The sequence below is a fragment of the Caulobacter sp. LARHSG274 genome, from assembly GCF_052871235.1.
The window spans coordinates 94756-114607 of sequence record NZ_JBIXJO010000013.1; the positions used below are offsets into that span (position 1 = coordinate 94756).

Genomic DNA, 19852 nt, shown 5'->3' on the forward strand with positions numbered 1-19852 from the left:
GGTCAACCCTACCACCCGCCGTAACGCGGCCCGAACCGGTGGGTCAGTTCGTCGACCTCGCGCTCAGCGTCGCGTTCGGCCCAGTCGGCGCGGCGGCCGTCTTCGACGGCCTGGCGGCGCTCGCTGCGCAGGCGGTTGAGCCGGTCGCGCAGCTCCTTCTTCTGTTCGTCGTTGAGGGCGGGGTTCTTCAGTTCCTCCTCGACACCGAGCGCTTCCTTGTCGCGCTTTTCGGCCCGGTGGTCGGCGCTGTCGCGGTCCGACCGCGCCTGACTGACCCGTTCGACCGCCGCCTGGACCAGCTTGCCGTCGGCATAGCCGACCAGGAAGCCGCGCTCGTCGCCCGGCGGGCAGACGCCGGCGTAGGACTGGCCGGTGCGGCCCTCGCGGAAGCCGCGATCCTGGGTGCAGTAGAGCTTCAGCCCCTGGTCGCGGGCCGTGAAATAGGGGACCGGATCGGGCGAGACGCCCACCTTGGCGCAGGCCTTGGCGTGCTCGTCCAGGCGGCTCTGCGGATAGCCGGCCTCGCCGTCCTTGAAGCCGGCGCCGGCCCAGTCGCCCTGCAGGCAGGCGTCCTTGCTCATGGTGGCGCAGCCGGCCAGCAGCAGCAGGGCCGCGGTCAGCATCATCGACGGTCGCATGGCTCGAACACTCCCCCAGAGGTTGGGGAAGCTAAGCCGTTGCCGGCTGAACGGTCAATGAACGGGGTTCAGTGGACGGTGGCGCGGCGCGGGCGTTTCCACAGCTCTTCCGTCAGGGCGTTGGCGAAGCCCAGCCAGCCGAGATAGGGGCTGGAAAACCCCGAGGCGGGGGTGACCAGCTTGCGCGCCTGCACCGCATAGGCCGCTGAGGCCGCCAGCGAGGCCGTCGCCGCCCCCAGCTGACCCCCGACGCGCTTGGCGCCGAGGGCCAGCCACAGGGCGTTGAAGCCCTGCACCAGGCTCCAGAGGGCAAGAGCCCGGGTCCGGGTGGGGCTGGAGGGCGCGTTCCAGATGCGCAGGCCCGACAGGGTCATGGCGATGAACAGCGGCGGCAGGATCAGGCTGGTCAGGGCCTTGGGCTGGTGGGCGACCGGCTCATGCATCTCGGCGTAGCCGACGGCATATTCCTCGTCGTCGATCAGCCGCTCGTGGCGGCGGCCCAGCAGGGTCGAGACCAGGATCGCTCCGCCGGCCAGGGCCAGGCCGATGGCCAGCTGGGCGCCGGCCGTGACCGGGGTGTCGGCCTTGGTGTCGATCTCGAACGACTCGCGGCCGGCGAGGGCCCGCCTCCCGTGGGATTTGCCGTTCGGGATGTGCATGACGGAACTCCTCGCTAAACATGCCTGTAACCCGCCTAGCTGGACCTTGGTTCCAGCCGGGCCGCAGGCTTTGTGAGGGCTCCGCCACCCTAGGCCGGCAGCTCCCCGACCGCGCTCTGCAGGTAGTTCTGCTCGCCCAGCGACTTCACCAGGCCCAGCTGCATCTCCAGGAAGTCGATGTGCTCCTCGGTGTCGCTGAGAATCTCGCGCAGCAGCTCGCGGCTGACATAGTCGCGGGCCTGTTCGCACTGGATGATCCCGGGAATCAGGGTCTCGCGGCCGCCGACCTCGACCGACAGGTCGCTGGCCAGGCATTCAGGCACGGTCTCGCCGATCTTCAGCTTGTGCAGGTCCTGCAGGTTGGGCAGGCCCTCAAGGAACAGGATGCGGTTGATCAGCTTGTCGGCGTGCTTCATCTCGCCGATCGACTCGTCGTAAGTGATCTTGCCCAGGCGCTTGAAGCCCCAGTTGTCGTACATCCGCGCATGCAGAAAGTACTGGTTCACCGCCGTCAGCTCGTTGGTGAGCACCGCGTTCAGGAGTCGGATGACGCCAGGATCGCCTTGCATGGCGGCCTCCTCAGATTCGAAAGTCGAGGGACCGTGATCGATTGTCGCAGGGGCTTCAACCGCTATGTCTGCAAGTGTTTCTCAGCCTCACGGAAAAGCGTGAAACTGCTTCGCGGTCGCGGAATTCGCCGGCTATTCGGCGGCGTAGGCCAGGGCCTCGCGGCTTTCCTGAATCATCTGGCGCATCTCGCAGACGCACTTGGCGCACTGGGCCTGGCAGCCCTTGTGACGGAACACCTCGGCGGGGCGGGTGGCCCCCGCGTCGATGGCGGCGCGCACTTCGCGCTCGCGGATGCCGTTACAGTTGCAGACGTACAAGGACGCGCTTCCCGCCGAATGATTGTCATTCTCATGTAGCGCAGGCGCGGGGCTTTTGCAACTGACTCGCAGTGCGACATTTGAACCCGGCCGCCTGCCCCCTCGTCCCGGGCCGCGAATTGGCGTAATCCCCGGCCCATGAGCACCGACTGCCGCCTCTATCTGATCACCCCGCCCGTGCTGGACGACCTGGCCGCCTTCGGCCGCGACCTGGCCGCGGCCCTGGACGGCGGCGACGTCGCCGCGTTGCAGATCCGCCTGAAAGACGCCCCCGACGACGTCATCGCCGCCGCCGTCGAAACCCTGTCGCCGATCGCCCGCGCCCGCGGCGTGGCGGTGATCCTCAACGACCGTCCGGACCTCGCCGCCCGGCTGGGCTGCGACGGCGCCCATATCGGCCAGGACGACATGCCCTACGCCCAGGCCCGCAAGCTGATGGGGCCCAATGCGATGATCGGCGTCACCTGCCACGACAGCCGCCACCTGGCCATGGAGGCCGCCGAGGCCGGGGCCGACTATGTGGCGTTCGGGGCGTTCTTCCCGACCACCACCAAGGACGCCCCGACCACCGCCGATCCGGAGATCCTGTCGATCTGGCAGGAGGTGATGGAGACCCCCTGCGTGGCGATCGGCGGGATCACGGCCGACAACGCCGCCGCCCTGGCGACGGCCGGGGCCGACTTCCTGGCGGTCTCGGCCGGGGTCTGGAAACATCCGGGCGGCCCGGCCGCCGGGGTCGCGGCGCTGAACACGGCGATCGCCGAAGGCCTGGCGGCGCGGGCGAGCTGACGCTCCCGGGACGCTTCGCTTGCCGCTCAAGCTTGGCGGGTTTAATCTCCTCCCAACGATAAGGCATACGGGGAGGGCGGCGATGAAGCGGCTCGGTCTGTGTTTGCTAAGCGTAACGGCCCTGGGCCTGGCGATGGCGACCGCCACCGCCCCGCGGGCCGAAACCTGGAAGCCCGCGCCCGGCGAGGCGAAAACCTTCTACGACGAGGACTTCATGCGCGTGGACCAGGCGTCCGGCCTGATCGTCCTGCGCATCGCCGAGGGCAGGCCCAACGGTCCCTACAAGAACTGGCCGGCCGGCAAGGGCCCGATCCTGGTCTTCGCCCTCGACTGCGCGGCCGACAAGTGGATCGACCTGGGCATAGACTACACCGGCGACATGCTGCTGCCCAAGGGCTGGCGCAAGGGCGAAAAGGTCGACGACATCAACGGCGCCACCGGCGGCTCCGGCCGGGTGGCCTGCGAGACCCGCGAGACCTTGCAGAAGGCGGCGCTGCCGTAGGGCGCTACCGCCCGACGGGGACGATCATCACTGGCCGGGACATCTCAAAGCGCTTGCCCGTCGCCGTCAGCGTGCCGTCGGCCTCAAGGTGGAACACCACGATGTCGTTGCTCCGCTGATGGGCCACGAACAGGCGCTGGTCGGGGGCGTCGAGCAGGAAGAACCGCGGCCAGTCGCCGCCGGTGGCGATCGTCTGCAGCGGGGTGAGCCTGCCGTCGGCGCCGATGCGGAAGCTGGCGATGCTGTTGTGGCCGCGGTTGGACATGTAGAGCGTGTCGCCGGCCGCATTGATGACCAGATGGGCCGCCTGGCTCTTGCCGGTGAAGCCGGCGGGCAGGGTCGAGACGGTCTGCAGCGCGGTCAGCGTCCCGTCGGCCTCGCGCCGGAAGGCGGTGACGGTGTTGGCCAGTTCGGCCACGACATAGGCGTACCGGCCCTTGGGGTGGAAGGCCAGGTGGCGCGGGCCCGCGCCCTTCGGCAGGGCGGCGGCGGTGGTCGGCGCGCCGATCGCGCCGGTGCGGGCGTCATAGGCATAGCTGCGGATCTCGTCATGGCCCAGGTCGCTGACATAGATCCGATCGCCCTCCGGCGACCATTGCACCCAGTGGGCGTGGCCGGCCTTGAAGGCGGCCTGCGGCTCGCCGGCCGCATGCAGCACCTGCGGCCCCGGCCGGATCGCGCCGGTCTTCGGATCGATCGCGAACACCGCCACCACGTCGCCGAAATAGTTGGCGACCGCCAGGCGCGTCTTGTCGGGGCTGAGCGCCAGGTAGCAGGGGGCGCCGGCTTCCGACGGCTGGACGCCGAGCGGGGCCAGGGTCTTGAGGTCCTTGGACAGTCTGTAGGCGCCGACCTGGCCGGCGGCCTCGATCTCGTCGGTGACGTACAGGCGGCCGGTCTTGGCGTCGTAGAGGGCGAAGGAGGCGTTCTCGACGTCGGCGAAGGTCCGCACGGCGGTGAAGCGGTCGGTCGCCGGCGCGAACTTCAGCAGCGTCATGCCCTTGTGGCCGTCGGCGCTGTAGGTCCCGACCAGGAACTGCGGGTCGGCCAGGGCCTGGCCCGCGCCCAGCGCCAGGGCGGCCGCCAGCATCAGGGTGGGAATCAGCTTCATCGTCCTGCGCTCCTGTGTGGGACCGCTATCCAGCGATTCCGCGGCGGGTTTGCAAGGCGTCTCGTCCCGCGTCGCATTGCTTCGGCCCCGCCGATGGGCCATATGCCGCGCCATCCATGACCGCCGCCCCCACCCTCCGCAGCGCCCTGGCCCTGGCCGAAGCCGGCCTGATCGCCCCCGAGCGCCTGCCGGCCCTCGAACAGGTGGCGGCGCGCTATGCGGTGGCGATCACCCCGGCCATGGCTGAACTGATCGACCCGGCCGACCCCGCCGACCCGATCGCCCGCCAGTTCCTGCCCCACGAAGCCGAGCTGGTCGAGAGCGCCGGGGAAGTCGCCGATCCGATCGGCGACCTGACCCACAGTCCGGTCGAAGGGATCGTCCACCGCTATCCCGATCGCGTGCTGCTCAAGCCCACCCATACGTGCGCGGTCTATTGCCGGTTCTGCTTCCGGCGCGAAATGGTCGGGCCCGAGGGCCTGGCCAATCTGGCCCCGGCCCAGCTGGACGCCGCCTTCGCCTATGTCGCCGGCCATCCGGAGATCTGGGAGGTGATCGTCACTGGCGGCGACCCGTTGGTGCTGTCGCCGCGCCGGCTGCGCGACCTGGGCCGGCGGCTGGCGGCCATCGACCACGTCAAGGTCGTGCGCTTCCACAGCCGCGCGCCGGCCGTCGACCCCGAGGCGATCACCGACGAGCTGGTCGCGGCCCTGAAGGTCCCCGGCAAGGCGGTCTATGTCGCCCTGCACGCCAACCACGTCCGCGAGCTGACCCCGGCGGCCCGGGCCGCCTGCGCGCGGATCATCGACGCCGGCCTGCCGATGCTCAGCCAGACCGTGCTGCTGCGCGGCGTCAATGACGATCCCGAGACCCTGGGCGCGCTGATGCGGGCCTTCGTCGAGACCCGGATCCGGCCCTACTACCTGCACCACGGCGACCACGCCCCCGGCACGGCCCACCTGCGGACCACGGTCGAGGAAGGCCGCGCCCTGATGCGGGCCATCCGCGGCCGCTTCTCGGGCCTGTGCCAGCCGACCTATGTGCTCGACATCCCCGACGGCCACGGCAAGGTCCCGATCGGCCCGGACTACCTGGCGGTCGACGGCGAGGTCGAGGACCCGAACGGCGGAACCCACCCCTATCCGCCGATTGCCGACACGGCGCGTTAGCGTCTCGTCCGGTCCGCCGCCCGATTGAGGCCATGGTGCTGACGCACCTAGGCGGTCTCGACCGCGCGGGATGACCCGGAAGCATGACGACGCCGGAAAGCGACAAGGCCGTCGGCGGTGCCCCCGCGCCGCGCATCGACGTGATCGACGGCCTGCGCGGCTATTTTCTGGTGTTCATGCTGATCAACCACCTGGTCTTCAACGGCGGCTACTGGCTGATCTGGATCAATCAGCGCCAGATCGCCTTCGTCGAGGACGCCCAGGGCTTCGTGTTCATCTCCGGCCTGCTGGTCGGCATGGTCTATGGGCGCAAGATGTTGCGGGCCGGCTTCCGACGCGGGGCGAGCGCGCTGTGGCGGCGTAGCGGGGAGATCTACCTCTACGCCATGGCCAGTCTGGCCGGCGTCCTGACCCTGGCCTGGCTGGCGCCGCGGGCCGCTCGCTCCTGGACCGACTGGCTGGGCGCCCTCGACTGGGGCAACCTGCCGGGCCTGGCCAGCGCGGCGGCGCTGCTCTACCAGCCGACCCTGCTCGACATCCTGCCGCAGTACGTCGTCTACATGGTGGCCTCGCCGGTTCTGGTCTGGGCCTGCTTGCGGGGGCATGGCGGCATGGTGCTGGTCGGCTCGGCCCTGCTGTGGCTGGCCGCGCAGTTTGGCCTGCACCAGCCGTTCACCGCCGCCCTGAACACCTGGTTGGCCGAGCAGGGCCGCACCGGACTGCGGGGCCATTTCAACCTGATGGCCTGGCAGATCGTGTTCGTCAGCGCCATGGTGCTGGGCGTCCTGACCGTCACCGGCCGGCTGCGCTGGGACCAGGTGTTCCACCCCGACCAGACCTGGCTGCCCAAGACCGCCCTGGCGATCTGCCTGTTCTTTTTGCCGTTCCGGGTCGGTCTGACCGCCAACCAGATCCCGCCGCAGGTGCTGGAGCGCTTCAGCCAGTTCGAGCTGCGCGGCGATTTCAGCCTGGTCTACCTGCTCAACTTCGCCGCCGCCGGGATCGGCCTGGCCTGGCTGCTGATCGCCGGGCCGCGCTCGCCGCGGGCCTGGATCCGCAAGGTCTCGGCGCTGCTTCTGGGCTTTTTCCGCACCCCGTTCCTGCGGCTGCTGGGCCGCCACTCGCTGCAGATCTACGCCTGGCACGTGCTGCTGGTGTTCGGGGTGCGAACCTTGGACTTCTACGAAGGCCCGTTTCCGCAGGCGTCGCGGATCGCCATCGCCTTGGTCTGCCTGGGCCTGCTGATGCTCCCGGCCCTGTGGCGCGAAGGCCGGATGTTCAAGCTGGCGACCTGAGGGTCCAGGTGTGGATAGTTGGGCGTTTAACGTGGTGGGCGCCGCCCTCGTCCTTCGACAAGCTCAGGATGAGGGTTACTGGCAAGGCGGTTCAGTAGAATTCCTCATCCTGAGCCTGTCGAAGGACGAGGAATTCGGCCCAAGATCGTCAACTGTCCATAGAGCCTAGAGCCCCTACTCCGCCGCCAGCAGCGTAATCGGCGGCTCGGCCGTCTCGACCACGTCGGGATCGGTGGGACCGTGCAGTAGCCATTCGCTGTCGAGCCGGTCGCCGGGACCGGCCTCGCCCCGGCGGATGCGCTCGGCCTGCATCATCAGGGCCAGCCAGACAATTCCCGTCGCCCGAAACACCATGACCGCCTCCAAAGCGCTGCGCCGTTATTGAGAATGACTCTCAATAACGGCGCAGGCAAGGCGAGTTTGGTTGCAGGGATGCGCGGACGACGCCTAGGCGGCTTCAGCCTTGCGCTTGGCGGCGGTGGCGGCGCCGCGCTTCTTGGTGGCCGCTTCCAGCGTGACCTGACGACGCTTGGACGCCTCCAGTTCCAGCACGGGCAGGACTTCGGTCGCGCCGCGGCGCTGCTCGGGCGTCCCGACAATGTCCAGCCGGCGGGCGTTGGCCAGAAGCGTCACCAGCTCCTGGTCGTTCAGCAGAGGAATCCGCTCGATCAGGGTCATGGTTCACTCCTTGAAAGACAAAAAACTCCCGCAGTAGCGCGAGAGAGTAGATTAACGTTCAAAGTGGCGCTTGGGGTCCAAAACTATTTTGGAATCCCGACGATTCACGAATTCACTTGCGGAAAGTTCGCGGGGGCTTCATGGTGGCTTATCGAATTCGCTGCCGTTCGGCCTGCTTTTCCATGCTCTCCTTGTGAGAGCGCCGGACGCGCCCACCGATCCCCAACGAAATTTGATCGTCGCGCGGAACGACTCCGCCGACGAATATTGACTGCAAGGACTACCACTATGGCTACCGGCACCGTGAAATGGTTCAACGGCACCAAGGGCTTCGGCTTCATTCAACCGGACGACGGCGGCGCCGACGTCTTCGTGCACATCTCGGCCGTTGAACGCGCCGGTCTGCGCGGCCTGGATGAAGGTCAGAAGATCACCTACGAACTCGAGCGCGACAACCGCTCGGGCAAGATGTCGGCGGGCCAACTGCAGGCTTAATCGCCTTCAGCCTTCGAGATTTGGAATGGGCCGGCGCACACGCGCCGGCCCATTTTCTTTGCGCCTTATCTTTGCGCGAAACCGCGGCCATGAACGGGTTTGAGACGTCCGGCATGGACGACGTGCGCCCGGCGGCGTAACACCAAGAACGGTCAAGGCAGCGGTTCCACCATGCGTCTCATCCGCCTTCTCGCCCTGGTCTGCATGACGCTCGGCCTGGCGGCCTGCGGCTCGCTGTCACGCGACACCTTCCAGGCCAGCGACCTGGCCACCGCCCCGCCCAGCGGCCTGGCGGAACTGCGGTTCAACGCCAGCGACAGCGACGCGGCCATCCGCTTCGCCGCCCCGGCCCGCAAGCGCGCCCAGGTCCAGAAGAGTTTCGACGTCCTGGCCCTGTCGGGCGGCGGCTCGAACGGGGCCTACGGGGCCGGCGTCCTGGTCGGCTGGACCGCGCGCGGCGAACGGCCCGAGTTCGACATCGTCACCGGGGTCAGCACCGGCGCTCTCGCCGCGCCCTTCGCCTTCCTCGGCCCCAGCTGGGACGAGCGCCTGAAGGAGGCCTCGACCGGCGAGGCGGCCGGCCGGGTGCTGAAGTCGCGCGGGCTGGGCGTGCTGTTCCATCCCAGCTTCTACAGCAACGCCGCCCTGCGCGCCCTGGTCGAGAGCTATGTCACCGACGACATGCTGCAGGCCATCGCCGCCGAGCACAAGCGCGGCCGGCGACTGCTGATCGCCACCACCAACCTCGACACCGAGGAGACGGTGATCTGGGACATGGGCGCGATCGCCAGCCGCCACGACGCCGAAGCCCGCGAGCTGTTCATCAAGGTGATGGTCGCCTCGGCCAGCATTCCCGGCGTCTTCCCGCCCACCTTGATCGAGATCGAAGGGCATCCGCGCCACCTGTCGGAGATGCATGTCGATGGCGGGGTGACCATTCCGTTCTTCGTGGCCCCGGAGTCCCTGCTGCTGTGGACGGCGGACAAGGGTTCGGCCCGCCCTGGCCGGATGTTCGTGATCGTCAACGGCAAGGTCGGCGGCGCCTTCGGCTTCACCAAGGGCGGGGCCCTGTCGATCGTCGGCCGCTCGTGGGACGCCATGAGCAAGGCCCTGATGCGCACCCACCTGGCGGCCAGCAGCGCCTTCGCCCGGCGCAACGGCGGCCAGCTGTTCTACAGCGCCATCCCCGACACCGCCGATGTCGACGCCTCGGGCCTCGATTTCGCCGCCAACAATCGCAATGCCCTGTTCAAGCTGGGCTACGAACGGGCGGCGGCCGGCTGGGCCTGGACCATGCCCGACACGCCCGCCGAGATTCCCGCCGTCCCGCCGGTGGTGCGCGCGCCGCCGCAGATCGGCGGTCGCTAGAGCGTATTGATTTTAGATCAACGCGCTCTCCCCTTCTTCCGTCTTCCCGGCGAAGGCCGGGATCCAGATTCATCCTGAGCGGCTCGTGGGTTTCACCTGGGCCCCGGCCTTCGCCGGGGAGACGGGGATTTGGGAGGCGCGTCTCAACTTGAAGCAAACGGCCGCTAGACAGGAAACCCGGGAAGGCCGCGTTCAGCGACCTTCCCGGGTTTGAACCGACCTCAGTTCCAGCCGGGCGGCGGCGAGCCCGTGAAATCGCTCATCTGGGCGGCGAGGGCCTTCTGGAAGGCCGGACGGGCCGTGCAGCGCTCGACATAGGCGACGAGCTTGGGCTGCTCGGCCAGCAGGGCGGCGGGGACGTTGCGCAGCACGTCGGTCATCAACAGGTCGCCGGCCGTGAAGCGGTCGCCGTCCAGATAGAGGTTGTCGCCCAGGCGCAGGGCCAGCTCGCCCAGGCGCTTGCGGGCGTGGGCCTCGACGGCGGGACGGCGTTCCTTGGTCCAGTCGGCGCCGGCGTTGAAGATGTCGATGTCGGCGAGGTTGCCGACCGGGATTTCCATGGTGTTCAGCGCGCAGAACATCCAGGTCAGGGCCCGAGCCCGGCCGGCCGGATCGCGCGGCATCAGGGTCTCCGACTGCTCGGCGATATGCAGCACGATGGCGCCGCTCTCGAACATCTCGACCTCGCCGTCGCGATAGGCCGGAACCTGGCCGAACGGCTGCTGCTGGCGATAGGCGCCGGCGTTCTCACCGGGCGACAGCTTGAAGGTGCCGTACGGCAGGCCGGCTTCCTCCAGGGCCCAGCGGACCCGAAGGTCGCGGACGTGGCCGCGGGCGAAGTCGGGCACCCAGGCGAAGGCGGAAACGACGGGGGGTGTTTGCGTCATGGCGTTCATTGCACGGTCTCCAGGTAGGTGTTGAGCTTCTCGAACAGGCTGGTCCAGCCGCCGATGTGGGAATCGCGGGCGGCGACGGTCTTGAAGGGGGTCTGGTGAAAGCGCAGCAGCGTCCGGCCGCTGGCCATGGGCAGGAAGGTGACGGTGACCAGGTTGTCGACGTCCCAGGCGCCGTCCTCCCACCGGAAGGTCATGACGATGCGCTCGCCCGGGACGATCTCCTGGTAGACGCCCGCCTTCCAGATCTCGCGGCCTTCCTCGCTGCGCATCCCGAACCGGTAGGCGCCGCCGACGCGGAAGTCCTGCTCGATGCCGATCGGCGTGAAGGTCTTGGGCCCCCACCAGCGCATCAGGTGCTCGGGCTGGGTCCAGACCGAGAAGACCAGGTCGCGCGGGGCGTCGAAGATCCGCTCGATCAGCAGTTCGTCGTCCTGCACGACCGAGGTCGCCGGCGAGGGGGATGGGGAAGCGACGTCGGTCATGCCTTGGGCTCCTTGGGGCGAAGGGGTTTGTTCGGGGTGTGGGCGGCCTGGGCGGTCCTGGCCTGCAGCTCGGCCAGGTAGTCGGCCATGCGGTCGAAGCTGTCGTCCCAGAACCGGCGGTAGGTCTCCATCCAGGAGAAGGCGTGTCTCAAGGCCTCGGGCTCCAGCTTGCAGGGCCGCAGTTGGGCCTCGCGGGTGCGGCTGATCAGGCCCGCGCTCTCCAGCACCTTCAGGTGGCGGGAGACGGCCGGCAGGCTGATCTCGAACGGCTCGGCCAGTTCGTTGACCGACGCCGCGCCGTCGGCCAGCCGCGCCAGGATCGCGCGGCGGGTCGGGTCGGCCAGGGCCTGGAAGGTGACGGAGAGCTGATCGGTCATTTATTTAACATCTATGCTAATTAACGTGATGGTTAAATGAAGAGCGAGCGGCTGTCAACGACTGTTGTTCGATGAGCCCTCGGCGCGGGCCCTGGGAAGGCGAGACTCTGGCGATCCTGGAAAGGGACGAACCTTCGAACCCCGTTCACCCGAAACCCGCGTTAACCTCCCGCCAAGTTCCGGGGTTGCGCCGACCCGACTCCCTCTCTAAACGGGCGGCTTAACCTGCAAGATGGTCGGCAGCGGGCGCGCGGATGTGCGCGACCGTGTCTCTGCGCGCGAGTTTTCCGATGCCCAAAAGAACAGACATCTCCTCGATCCTGATCATCGGCGCGGGTCCGATCGTCATCGGCCAGGCGTGCGAGTTCGACTATTCGGGCGTCCAGGCCTGCAAGGCGCTGCGCGCCGAGGGCTACCGGATCATCCTGGTCAATTCGAACCCGGCCACGATCATGACCGATCCGGACGTGGCCGACGCGACCTATATCGAGCCGATCACCCCGGACATGGTCGCCAAGATCATCGCCAAGGAGCGGCCCGACGCCCTGCTGCCGACCATGGGCGGCCAGACGGCGCTGAACACCGCTCTGGCGCTCGAAGCCAACGGCACCCTGGCCAAGTACGGCGTCGAGATGATCGGCGCCAAGGCCGAGGTGATCGACAAGGCCGAGGACCGCCAGAAGTTCCGCGACGCCATGGACAAGCTGGGCCTGGAAAGCCCCAAGTCCAAGGCCGCCCACACCCTGGAGGAGGCCCGCGACGGCCTGGCCTTCGTCGGCCTGCCGGCCATCATCCGCCCGTCCTTCACCCTGGCCGGCACCGGCGGCGGCATCGCCTACAATGTCGAGGAGTTCGAGGAGATCGTCGAACGGGGCCTGGACCTCTCCCCCACCACCGAGGTGCTGATCGAGGAGAGCGTGCTCGGCTGGAAGGAGTACGAGATGGAGGTGGTCCGCGACACGGCGGACAACTGCATCATCGTCTGCTCGATCGAGAACATCGACCCGATGGGCGTCCACACCGGCGACTCGATCACCGTCGCCCCGGCCCTGACCCTGACCGACAAGGAATACCAGTGGATGCGGGCGGCGAGCATCGCCGTGCTGCGCGAGATCGGCGTCGAGACCGGCGGCTCCAACGTCCAGTTCGCGGTCAATCCCGCCGACGGTCGGATGGTGGTGATCGAGATGAACCCGCGGGTGTCGCGCTCGTCCGCCCTGGCGTCCAAGGCCACCGGCTTCCCGATCGCCAAGGTCGCCGCCCGCCTGGCCGTCGGCTACACGCTGGACGAGCTGATGAACGACATCACCGGCGGCGCGACCCCGGCCTCGTTCGAGCCCAGCATCGACTATGTGGTCACCAAGATCCCGCGCTTCGCCTTCGAGAAGTATCCGGGTTCGGAGCCGCTGCTGACCACCGCCATGAAGTCGGTCGGCGAGGTGATGGCCATCGGCCGCACCTTCAAGGAAAGCGTCCAGAAGGCCCTGCGCGGCCTTGAGACCGGCCTGTCGGGCTTCGACGACATCGAGATCGCCGGGGCCGACGATCCCGACACCGGCCGCGCCGCGGTGATCCGCGCCCTGGGCGTGCCCACCCCCGACCGCCTGCGGGTCATCGCCCAGGCCTTCCGCCACGGCCTGACCGTCGAGGAGGTCAACGCCGCCTGCAGCTATGAGCCTTGGTTCCTGCGCCAGATCGCCGAGCTGGTGCGCCAGGAGGGCTGGGTCAAGGCCGGCGGCCTGCCCACTGACGCCCAGGGCTTCCGCGCGCTCAAGGCCCAGGGCTTCTCCGACGCCCGCCTGGCCCGGCTGGTCGGCTCGGACGAAAAGACCATCCGCGCCAAGCGCCAGGCCCTCAACGTCCGCCCGGTCTATAAGCGTATCGACAGCTGCGCCGGCGAGTTCCGGGCCGAGACGCCCTACATGTACTCGACCTACGAGACCGGAGCCCTGGGCCAGGTTCCCGAGTGCGAGAGCGAGCCGTCCGGCCGCAAGAAGGCGGTGATCCTCGGCGGCGGCCCCAACCGCATCGGCCAGGGCATCGAGTTCGACTATTGCTGCTGCCACGCCGCCTTCGCCCTCGACCAGATCGGGGTGGAGTCGATCATGGTCAACTGCAATCCCGAGACCGTCTCGACCGACTACGACACCTCCGACCGGCTCTATTTCGAGCCGCTGACGGCCGAGGACGTGCTGGAGCTGCTGGCCGTCGAGCAGTCCAGGGGCGAGCTGGCCGGGGTCATCGTCCAGTTCGGCGGCCAGACGCCGCTGAAGCTGGCCCAGGCGCTGCAGGACGCCGGCATCCCGATCCTGGGCACCAGCCCCGACGCCATCGACCTGGCCGAGGACCGCGAACGCTTCCAGCAGCTGCTCAACGGCCTGTCGATCGCCCAGCCCGAGAACGCCATCGCCCGCACCTGGGACGAGGCCCGCTCGGCCGGCGAGCAGATCGGCTTCCCGTTCGTGATGCGCCCGTCCTACGTGCTGGGCGGCCGCGGCATGGAGATCATCCGCGATCACGAGCACCTGGAGCGCTACATCGCCAACACCGGCGAGATCTCGTTCGAGCACCCGATCCTGCTGGACCACTATCTGAGCCGCGCCACCGAGGTCGACGTCGACGCCCTGTGCGACGGGACCGACGTCTTCGTGGCCGGGGTGCTGGAGCATATCGAGGAGGCCGGCGTCCATTCGGGCGACAGCGCCTGCTCGATGCCGCCCTTCTCGCTCAGCGCCGCCACGGTCGAGGAGCTCAAGCGCCAGACCGTCAAGATGGCCCTGGCCTTGAACGTCCGTGGACTGATGAACGTGCAGTTCGCCATCGAGGAGCCGCACAGCGCCGAGCCGCGCATCTACGTGCTGGAGGTCAATCCCCGCGCCTCGCGCACCGTGCCGTTCGTGGCCAAGACCATCGGCCGGCCGGTGGCCGCCATCGCCGCCAAGATCATGGCCGGCGAAACCCTCGCCAGCTTCGGCCTGATCGACACGCCCTATGACCACATCGCGGTCAAGGAGGCGGTGTTCCCGTTCGCCCGCTTCGCCGGCGTCGACACGGTGCTGGGCCCGGAAATGCGCTCGACCGGCGAGGTCATGGGCCTGGACTGGATCCGCGAGGGCGAACAGGGCCTGGGCCCGGCCTTCGCCCGCGCCTTCGCCAAGAGCCAGCTGGGCGGCGGGGTCAACCTGCCGACCGCCGGGACCGCCTTCGTCTCGGTCAAGGAAAGCGACCGTCCGTGGATCGTCGAGCCGGTGAAGCTGCTGCAGGCGGCGGGCTTCAAGGTGCTGTCCACGGTCGGCACGCGCGGCTACCTGGCCGAGCAGGGCGTCGAGGTCGAGCTGGTCAAGAAGGTGCTGGAAGGCCGGCCGCACATCGTCGACGTGATGAAGAACGGCGGCGTGCAGCTGGTGTTCAACACCACCGAGGGCAAGCAGGCCCTGGAGGACAGCTTCGAGATCCGCCGCACGGCGCTGATGATGAAGGTGCCCTACTACACCACCAGCGCCGGCGCCCTGGCGGCGGCCCAGGCCATCTCCTCGGCCCCCGCCGAGGCGCTGGAGGTGCGGCCGCTGCAGAGCTACCAGTAGCGGTGCGGCCCGTCCTCGCACGAGGCCGGGCCGCCGCCAGTTTCTGCTAGAATCTCCCCGCCGGCCTCGTCACAGTGCGGGCTCCCAGCGACCGGAGCCTCGCCCATGATCGACCTCGTCATCGACCAGCGCCGCAAGGACCTCGGCGGCTTCGAGGTCGGCCGGGTGCTGCCGTTCCACAGCCGGCGGATGGTGGGGCCCTTCACCTTCTTCGACCACATGGGCCCGGCCCGCTTCGCGCCGGGCTTCGGCCGCGAGGTCGACGTGCGGCCGCACCCGCACATCGGCCTGTCGACCCTCAGCTACCTGTTCGAGGGCGAGATCACCCACCGCGACAGCGTCGGCTCGGAAATCGACATCCGCCCCGGCGAGGTCAACTGGATGACCGCCGGCCGCGGCATCACCCATTCCGAGCGCTTCGAGACCCTGCGCCGCGACGGCGGGACCATGCACGGCATCCAGGCCTGGGTGGCCCTGCCCGAGGACCAGGAGGAGATCGCCCCGCGCTTCTCGCACCACGGCCGCGACGAACTGCCCAGCTACGAGGCCGACGGCCTGAAGGCGGTGCTGGTGGCCGGCAAGGCCTTCGGCGTCGAGGCCAAGGTGCCGGTGTTCTCGCCGCTGTTCTATGTCCACTGGGAGCTGGCGGCCGGGGCCAAGGCCGGATTGCCGGCCGAATATCCCGAGCGCGCCGCCTATGTCGCCGTCGGCAAGGTCGAGGCCGGCGGCCAGGTCCTGCACGCCGGTCAGATGGCGGTGTTCGCCCCCGGCCAGACCATCGCCTTCGAGGCCCTGGAGCCCTCGACCGTGATGCTGCTCGGCGGCGAGCCGATCGGCCCGCGCTTCATCGAATGGAACTTCGTCCACTCGTCCAAAGAGCGCATCGAACAGGCCAAGGCCGACTGGCGGGCCGGCCGCATGAAACTGCCCGACCTCGACCACGACGACTTCATCCCCCTCCCCGGCGACCCGCCGCCGCCGGCCAATCCGATGTCGTGAGGGGGGCGCCTTCTCGTCCCGGGCCGTGCGCTCGGCCCAAGTCGGACTCTACCGACTAGGAGCTTTCGTCGGCATCGCAATCATCCCATCCGCCGTGCAATGTTTGGCGTGCAACGGACAGAACCGACGAGAGACCTCGTCGCGGGTCTCTGTCGACAACGTATGCGCGAGGAGCGCCGTGTCGCCAACCATTTCGTCCTGAACTTGAACTATGGATTTCCCTTCCGGCGACTCCGCAAATTTAAGGGCGGCGCCAAGTTCGGTTTCCGTAAGTTTCTGAGCAAGCAATCTGGAGAAGTGTTCCTCGTACATTCGAGAAGCATCCATGGTTGCTTCATCAATGGCGCGATCTAGGTCATCCTGACATGCTTTGTCTCTACAAACATTCCATCCAAGCCTGAGTTGGTTGGAGTATGTCTTCTGGAACACGGTTGCCCGATGGGTAGCCGCCAAATACCTTTTCGCGAGATCTTCCTTCGAATCTAATCGCCCGCCGGCATCGCCGCTCGCTTGAGCTTGAGAAATCGTCACCCCAGGCACTGCCATCTGCAGAAGAGATACAGACACAAGCGCCACCAAAAGCCTCCCGGCCAACGGCTTTTTTCCCAGTCCACGCATACCCACCCCTCGATTGTAGTGAAACACCATCACAGGTATCGGTGGTGGCCTCAACATGGGCAGCCATCCACTCCGGATCGCCCTCGAAAGGTCTGCTGGCTGACAAACCCGCCGAACGTCCGAAAACTGGCGCGACGCTCGCGGGGACTGCGGACATTCGCGCGATTATGGATCGTTCTACAAGCTAAAGCACAGGTCACAAGGACGCTCGGCAATGCAGAGGTGGACATACGCGATAGTCGGACTGGTCGCACTCGCGATCTGCACCGCTACTGGTTATTTGGTTGTCGAGCACTTGCTCTGGGTGCGTACTTTTGGGCTTCCGGTTCTTTCGAAACGGGGACTACCGGCGTTCATCGCGGGTTTCATCGTGGCGTTGTCCATTATGGGCCTGATGATCTCGAAGTTTGTTACCTCGTCCTCCACCAAGGGCAGATAACCACCCCATGGCGGACATTCCCCATCGCGGTAATCTGCGTCGAAATCTAAGCGTTGGAGACGTCGATGAATCGTGCCGATGAGCGCTGGGCCGCCCTTCAAGGAGGCTACCGGCAGCCATATGACGTCAGGCCCGCGCTTCGCCGATTCGCTGCGGGAGACGTGGCTGTATGGGATGAGTTCTGGCAGGAACTGCACCATCAAGGCGACGTTGGCGAAGCCTCATACGCCGCAATCCCGGAAATCGTGCGTGTCTACGTGGCGCAGACCCTGCCAGACTGGAACGTCTTTGCGCTGGCGGCCACGATCGAGGAGGCCCGGCATGGCGCAGGCAATCCTACGCTGCCAGCTTGGCTGGCCGATGATTACGAGTCCGCTTGGAGACAGTTAGAGGTCCGCGCTTTGGCAGATTTTCCAGCAGCCAGTAACGACGAGTTGGTAAGCAGCATCATGGCTGTGCTCGCTCTCGCTAAAGGGAAGCGGACGCTTGCTCGGATGGCCCTACTTACCGAGGACGAACGCCAAGAGTTGCTCGGCGAAGCTGGATGGGGTTGAGACCCGACGCCCGCCTCAACCGACCTTAGGCGGGTCCGCTTCAAGGCCTGTGAGCGACAGGGTCAGGTCAACCGATCGCGGTCCTGCGCAACATCCGCCCGCTCGTAATGTTCGGCCAGCCTGGCGCAGGCGCCCAGAAACAGGCCTTCGATGAAGGCCAGGGGCCGGCCGGTCCGGGCGACGATCTCCGGAAGCGCATGGCCGCGGCCGGCGGCCATGTCCATCACCGCCACCTGCTGGGCCGACAGCGCCCGCCGGGCGGCGGCCAGGCGGTCCTGGGCGTCCAGGCGCTTGAAGCTGTCGTCCAGGGCCAGGGTCTTGCGGTAGTCGCGGCCGTACATCACCGCCGCATTGGCCTGCGCGAAGCCGACGTCGGGGCCCGGGTCCTCGGCGGGGACGGGGAGATGGGGGTCGGAAGACGGCAAGGCGGATCCTGGCGGAATGGCGGCCCAGACTAGCCGCTTGGGCGGCGGCGGTCCAAGCGTGGGCGGGCGCCGCGGTTTCCTTCTCCCCTTGCGGGAGAAGGTGGCGGCCGAAGGCCGACGGATGAGGGGTCGCGCTGACCTATCCGCCGCACCCGGCCGTTCCGCCTATCGCAACGGCGCCGGTTATCGACCCCTCATCCGACCTCGCTCCGCGAGGCCACCTTCTCCCGCAAGGGGAGAAGGAAGTTATGCTCGGAGAATCCGAAACAAAGACGAGATAAATCAGTAGCTTAAACTTTCTCGACCCGATTTGGCCCGCACCCTTCCGGACCACGCCCATAATGCTCCTTGTCCCACCGCAGGGGAGGCCGTCCAGCTGGCGACCTGACGGGCGGCGGGGGCGGTCGAGCGGGAAGCGTCCGTCGGCCGGGTGCGCGGGGCCTGTCGGGCCGGCGCGGAGACGGGAGGATCCGGATGGACCTTCAGTCTTCCGGTCGGACGATGGGAACACCCCCGCGGAGCCGAAAGACGGTCGCCACAGGCGCGGGCTGAAATCGCCCGCGCGGTCCGGACGGGGTTTCGTCGCCCCTCCGCCCGCCGGGGGCCTCCATCGGAGCGGGTTAAAAATCCGCGATCCGAAGGCTCTCGTCCACCGGCCGCGCGGAGCGCCCGTGTCCTGTCGAAACGGTACTCTCCAAAACATAGTTCCGGGCATGGCCCGGGCGCTCCGCCGCCTCCCCAGCCCGCCGGCGTCTTCCGGCGGAAGGGCGCCCGCCTGCGCCCACGATCCTGGCGCTGGCCGCCAAAAACCCTCGCCGGCCGCGATCGCGGTTGAATCCCCCCGCCCGGAGCGCTCATAACCCTTCCATGACCGACACCGCCCTCGAAACCTTCGTCCGCGGCCTGCCCAAGGCCGAGCTGCACATGCACATCGAGGGCAGCCTCGAGCCTGAGCTGATGTTCGAGCTGGCCGAACGCAACGGTGTCGTCCTGCCGTTCCAGAGCGTCGACGAGATCCGCGCCGCCTACGCCTTCTCCAACCTGCAGGACTTTCTCGACATCTATTACCAGGGCGCGGGCGTGCTGCTGACCGCGGCCGACTTCAAGGACCTGGCCCTGGCCTATTTCCGCCGCCTCGCGGCCGACGGCGGGACCCATGCCGAGATCTTCTTCGACCCGCAGACCCACACCGACCGCGGCGTCGCCTTCGGCACGGTGATCGAGGGCCTGACGGCCGGCATGGCCCAGGCCCAGGCCGAGCTGGGCGTGACCGCCAAGCTGATCCTCTGCTTCCTGCGCCACCTGGACGAGGCCGCCGCCTTCGCCACCCTGGAGCAGGCCAAGCCCTATCTCGCCCAGATCGCCGGGGTCGGCCTGGACTCCTCGGAGGTCGGCCACCCGCCGGCCAAGTTCGCCCGGGTGCTGCAGGCGGCCCGCGACCTTGGCCTCAAGGTGGTGGCCCACGCCGGCGAGGAAGGCCCGCCGGCCTATGTCTGGGAGGCCGTCGACCTGATCAAGGTCGACCGCATCGACCACGGCAACCGGGCCCTGGAGGACGACTGCCTGACCGCCCGGCTGGTCCAGGACGGCGTCACCCTGACGGTCTGCCCGCTGTCGAACCTGAAGCTTTGCGGGGTCTCGGACCTGAAGCATCACCCGCTCAAGCGCATGCTGAAGCTGGGCCTGAAGGCGACGGTCAATTCCGACGACCCGGCCTATTTCGGCGGCTACCTGCTGGAGAACTATCTGCAGACCGCCCAGGCCCTGGACCTGACCCGCGACGAGCTGGCGACCCTGGCCCGGAACAGCTTCACCGGTTCGTTCCTCGACGACGCGGAAAAGGCCCGGCGGCTGGCGGGGATCGACGCCTATCTGGCCTCGCACTGA

Annotated in this window: 22 protein-coding genes; 10 read left to right on the forward strand and 12 right to left on the reverse strand. The window is 67.9% G+C overall.

Annotated elements, in window-relative coordinates; translation table 11 throughout:
• Window positions 1-8: 8 nt before the first annotated feature.
• From ACIPQB_RS18805 to ACIPQB_RS18820, 4 genes are all read right to left on the reverse strand, one after another.
• A complete protein-coding gene (locus ACIPQB_RS18805) occupies window positions 9-638 on the reverse strand; it encodes a DUF2799 domain-containing protein (protein ID WP_446486784.1) in 630 nt (209 codons plus the stop codon).
• 68 nt (window positions 639-706) lie between these two features.
• Window positions 707-1297 carry a tryptophan-rich sensory protein gene (locus ACIPQB_RS18810; protein WP_446486785.1) on the reverse strand — a complete coding sequence of 197 codons (591 nt, stop codon included), beginning with the start codon at window positions 1295-1297 and terminating at the stop codon, window positions 707-709.
• Window positions 1298-1386: 89 nt separating this feature from the next.
• Window positions 1387-1866 (reverse strand): bacterioferritin, encoded by a 480-nt coding sequence (gene bfr, locus ACIPQB_RS18815; protein WP_446486786.1) that lies wholly within the window; start codon window positions 1864-1866, stop codon window positions 1387-1389.
• A gap of 132 nt (window positions 1867-1998) precedes the next feature.
• Window positions 1999-2184 carry a (2Fe-2S)-binding protein gene (locus tag ACIPQB_RS18820; protein ID WP_446486787.1) on the reverse strand — a complete coding sequence of 62 codons (186 nt, stop codon included), beginning with the start codon at window positions 2182-2184 and terminating at the stop codon, window positions 1999-2001.
• 138 nt (window positions 2185-2322) lie between these two features.
• Between ACIPQB_RS18820 and thiE the strand changes: the two genes are divergently transcribed.
• Complete coding sequence (thiE, locus tag ACIPQB_RS18825; protein ID WP_446486788.1) at window positions 2323-2973, forward strand: thiamine phosphate synthase; 651 nt, start codon at window positions 2323-2325, stop codon at window positions 2971-2973.
• Between the two features lie 82 nt (window positions 2974-3055).
• The gene (locus tag ACIPQB_RS18830; protein ID WP_446486789.1) at window positions 3056-3475 is read left to right on the forward strand and encodes a hypothetical protein; all 420 of its coding nucleotides are present in this window, start codon (window positions 3056-3058) and stop codon (window positions 3473-3475) included.
• A 4-nt stretch (window positions 3476-3479) separates the two neighbouring features.
• On the opposite strand, the gene ACIPQB_RS18835 is transcribed toward ACIPQB_RS18830, so the two are convergent.
• Window positions 3480-4586: a lactonase family protein gene (locus ACIPQB_RS18835; RefSeq protein WP_446486790.1), complete on the reverse strand. Its 1107-nt coding sequence runs from the start codon at window positions 4584-4586 to the stop codon at window positions 3480-3482.
• 116 nt (window positions 4587-4702) lie between these two features.
• Between ACIPQB_RS18835 and ACIPQB_RS18840 the strand changes: the two genes are divergently transcribed.
• On the forward strand, window positions 4703-5755 hold the full coding sequence (locus tag ACIPQB_RS18840; RefSeq protein ID WP_446486791.1) for a lysine-2,3-aminomutase-like protein: 1053 nt from the start codon (window positions 4703-4705) through the stop codon (window positions 5753-5755).
• An 83-nt stretch (window positions 5756-5838) separates the two neighbouring features.
• Window positions 5839-7050: an OpgC family protein gene (locus tag ACIPQB_RS18845; protein WP_446486792.1), complete on the forward strand. Its 1212-nt coding sequence runs from the start codon at window positions 5839-5841 to the stop codon at window positions 7048-7050.
• A gap of 174 nt (window positions 7051-7224) precedes the next feature.
• Here ACIPQB_RS18845 and ACIPQB_RS18850 read toward each other — a convergent pair whose 3' ends face one another.
• Together ACIPQB_RS18850 and ACIPQB_RS18855 are read right to left on the reverse strand one after the other, a co-directional pair.
• Window positions 7225-7404 (reverse strand): hypothetical protein, encoded by a 180-nt coding sequence (locus tag ACIPQB_RS18850; protein ID WP_446486793.1) that lies wholly within the window; start codon window positions 7402-7404, stop codon window positions 7225-7227.
• 93 nt (window positions 7405-7497) lie between these two features.
• Window positions 7498-7728, reverse strand: coding sequence for a hypothetical protein (locus ACIPQB_RS18855; protein WP_446486794.1), 231 nt, complete (start codon window positions 7726-7728; stop codon window positions 7498-7500).
• 288 nt (window positions 7729-8016) lie between these two features.
• On the opposite strand from ACIPQB_RS18855, the gene ACIPQB_RS18860 reads away from it, so the two are divergent.
• Window positions 8017-8223 (forward strand): cold-shock protein, encoded by a 207-nt coding sequence (locus ACIPQB_RS18860; protein WP_007666377.1) that lies wholly within the window; start codon window positions 8017-8019, stop codon window positions 8221-8223.
• Window positions 8224-8394: 171 nt separating this feature from the next.
• Window positions 8395-9591 carry a patatin-like phospholipase family protein gene (locus ACIPQB_RS18865; protein ID WP_446486795.1) on the forward strand — a complete coding sequence of 399 codons (1197 nt, stop codon included), beginning with the start codon at window positions 8395-8397 and terminating at the stop codon, window positions 9589-9591.
• Between the two features lie 221 nt (window positions 9592-9812).
• On the opposite strand, the gene ACIPQB_RS18870 is transcribed toward ACIPQB_RS18865, so the two are convergent.
• The 3 genes from ACIPQB_RS18870 to ACIPQB_RS18880 are packed head-to-tail and all read right to left on the reverse strand — an operon-like array spanning window position 9813 to window position 11346.
• Complete coding sequence (locus ACIPQB_RS18870; RefSeq protein WP_446486796.1) at window positions 9813-10487, reverse strand: glutathione S-transferase family protein; 675 nt, start codon at window positions 10485-10487, stop codon at window positions 9813-9815.
• Window positions 10484-10969, reverse strand: a complete 486-nt coding sequence (locus tag ACIPQB_RS18875) for an SRPBCC domain-containing protein (RefSeq protein WP_446486797.1) — start codon at window positions 10967-10969, stop codon at window positions 10484-10486. Before ACIPQB_RS18875 ends, ACIPQB_RS18870 begins: the two co-directional genes overlap by 4 nt.
• Complete coding sequence (locus tag ACIPQB_RS18880; protein ID WP_446486798.1) at window positions 10966-11346, reverse strand: ArsR/SmtB family transcription factor; 381 nt, start codon at window positions 11344-11346, stop codon at window positions 10966-10968. Before ACIPQB_RS18880 ends, ACIPQB_RS18875 begins: the two co-directional genes overlap by 4 nt.
• 290 nt (window positions 11347-11636) lie before the next feature.
• Here ACIPQB_RS18880 and carB point away from each other — a divergent pair, with 290 nt between their 5' ends.
• Together carB and ACIPQB_RS18890 are read left to right on the forward strand one after the other, a co-directional pair.
• Complete coding sequence (gene carB, locus ACIPQB_RS18885; protein ID WP_446486799.1) at window positions 11637-14930, forward strand: carbamoyl-phosphate synthase large subunit; 3294 nt, start codon at window positions 11637-11639, stop codon at window positions 14928-14930.
• A gap of 105 nt (window positions 14931-15035) precedes the next feature.
• On the forward strand, window positions 15036-15929 hold the full coding sequence (locus tag ACIPQB_RS18890) for a pirin family protein (protein WP_446486800.1): 894 nt from the start codon (window positions 15036-15038) through the stop codon (window positions 15927-15929).
• A 48-nt stretch (window positions 15930-15977) separates the two neighbouring features.
• Here the strand turns inward: ACIPQB_RS18890 and ACIPQB_RS18895 are convergent, their stop codons facing one another.
• Entirely contained in the window at window positions 15978-16577 is a 600-nt protein-coding gene (locus ACIPQB_RS18895; protein WP_446486801.1) for a hypothetical protein, read from the reverse strand.
• 474 nt (window positions 16578-17051) lie between these two features.
• Here ACIPQB_RS18895 and ACIPQB_RS18900 point away from each other — a divergent pair, with 474 nt between their 5' ends.
• Complete coding sequence (locus ACIPQB_RS18900) at window positions 17052-17540, forward strand: hypothetical protein (protein WP_446486802.1); 489 nt, start codon at window positions 17052-17054, stop codon at window positions 17538-17540.
• Window positions 17541-17602: 62 nt separating this feature from the next.
• On the opposite strand, the gene ACIPQB_RS18905 is transcribed toward ACIPQB_RS18900, so the two are convergent.
• Window positions 17603-17965, reverse strand: a complete 363-nt coding sequence (locus tag ACIPQB_RS18905) for a hypothetical protein (protein ID WP_446486803.1) — start codon at window positions 17963-17965, stop codon at window positions 17603-17605.
• A gap of 867 nt (window positions 17966-18832) precedes the next feature.
• Here ACIPQB_RS18905 and ACIPQB_RS18910 point away from each other — a divergent pair.
• Window positions 18833-19852, forward strand: a complete 1020-nt coding sequence (locus ACIPQB_RS18910) for an adenosine deaminase (RefSeq protein ID WP_446486804.1) — start codon at window positions 18833-18835, stop codon at window positions 19850-19852.

Coding starts and splice junctions, on each gene's coding strand:
- ACIPQB_RS18805 (WP_446486784.1), bottom strand. CDS start 638: ATGCGACCGTCGATGATGCTGACCGCGGCCCTGCTGCTGCTGGCCGGC.
- ACIPQB_RS18810 (WP_446486785.1), bottom strand. CDS start 1,297: ATGCACATCCCGAACGGCAAATCCCACGGGAGGCGGGCCCTCGCCGGC.
- bfr (WP_446486786.1), bottom strand. CDS start 1,866: ATGCAAGGCGATCCTGGCGTCATCCGACTCCTGAACGCGGTGCTCACC.
- thiE (WP_446486788.1), top strand. CDS start 2,323: ATGAGCACCGACTGCCGCCTCTATCTGATCACCCCGCCCGTGCTGGAC.
- ACIPQB_RS18830 (WP_446486789.1), top strand. CDS start 3,056: ATGAAGCGGCTCGGTCTGTGTTTGCTAAGCGTAACGGCCCTGGGCCTG.
- ACIPQB_RS18835 (WP_446486790.1), bottom strand. CDS start 4,586: ATGAAGCTGATTCCCACCCTGATGCTGGCGGCCGCCCTGGCGCTGGGC.
- ACIPQB_RS18840 (WP_446486791.1), top strand. CDS start 4,703: ATGACCGCCGCCCCCACCCTCCGCAGCGCCCTGGCCCTGGCCGAAGCC.
- ACIPQB_RS18845 (WP_446486792.1), top strand. CDS start 5,839: ATGACGACGCCGGAAAGCGACAAGGCCGTCGGCGGTGCCCCCGCGCCG.
- ACIPQB_RS18850 (WP_446486793.1), bottom strand. CDS start 7,404: ATGGTGTTTCGGGCGACGGGAATTGTCTGGCTGGCCCTGATGATGCAG.
- ACIPQB_RS18855 (WP_446486794.1), bottom strand. CDS start 7,728: ATGACCCTGATCGAGCGGATTCCTCTGCTGAACGACCAGGAGCTGGTG.
- ACIPQB_RS18860 (WP_007666377.1), top strand. CDS start 8,017: ATGGCTACCGGCACCGTGAAATGGTTCAACGGCACCAAGGGCTTCGGC.
- ACIPQB_RS18865 (WP_446486795.1), top strand. CDS start 8,395: ATGCGTCTCATCCGCCTTCTCGCCCTGGTCTGCATGACGCTCGGCCTG.
- ACIPQB_RS18870 (WP_446486796.1), bottom strand. CDS start 10,487: ATGAACGCCATGACGCAAACACCCCCCGTCGTTTCCGCCTTCGCCTGG.
- ACIPQB_RS18875 (WP_446486797.1), bottom strand. CDS start 10,969: ATGACCGACGTCGCTTCCCCATCCCCCTCGCCGGCGACCTCGGTCGTG.
- ACIPQB_RS18880 (WP_446486798.1), bottom strand. CDS start 11,346: ATGACCGATCAGCTCTCCGTCACCTTCCAGGCCCTGGCCGACCCGACC.
- carB (WP_446486799.1), top strand. CDS start 11,637: ATGCCCAAAAGAACAGACATCTCCTCGATCCTGATCATCGGCGCGGGT.
- ACIPQB_RS18890 (WP_446486800.1), top strand. CDS start 15,036: ATGATCGACCTCGTCATCGACCAGCGCCGCAAGGACCTCGGCGGCTTC.
- ACIPQB_RS18895 (WP_446486801.1), bottom strand. CDS start 16,577: ATGGTGTTTCACTACAATCGAGGGGTGGGTATGCGTGGACTGGGAAAA.
- ACIPQB_RS18900 (WP_446486802.1), top strand. CDS start 17,052: ATGAATCGTGCCGATGAGCGCTGGGCCGCCCTTCAAGGAGGCTACCGG.
- ACIPQB_RS18910 (WP_446486804.1), top strand. CDS start 18,833: ATGACCGACACCGCCCTCGAAACCTTCGTCCGCGGCCTGCCCAAGGCC.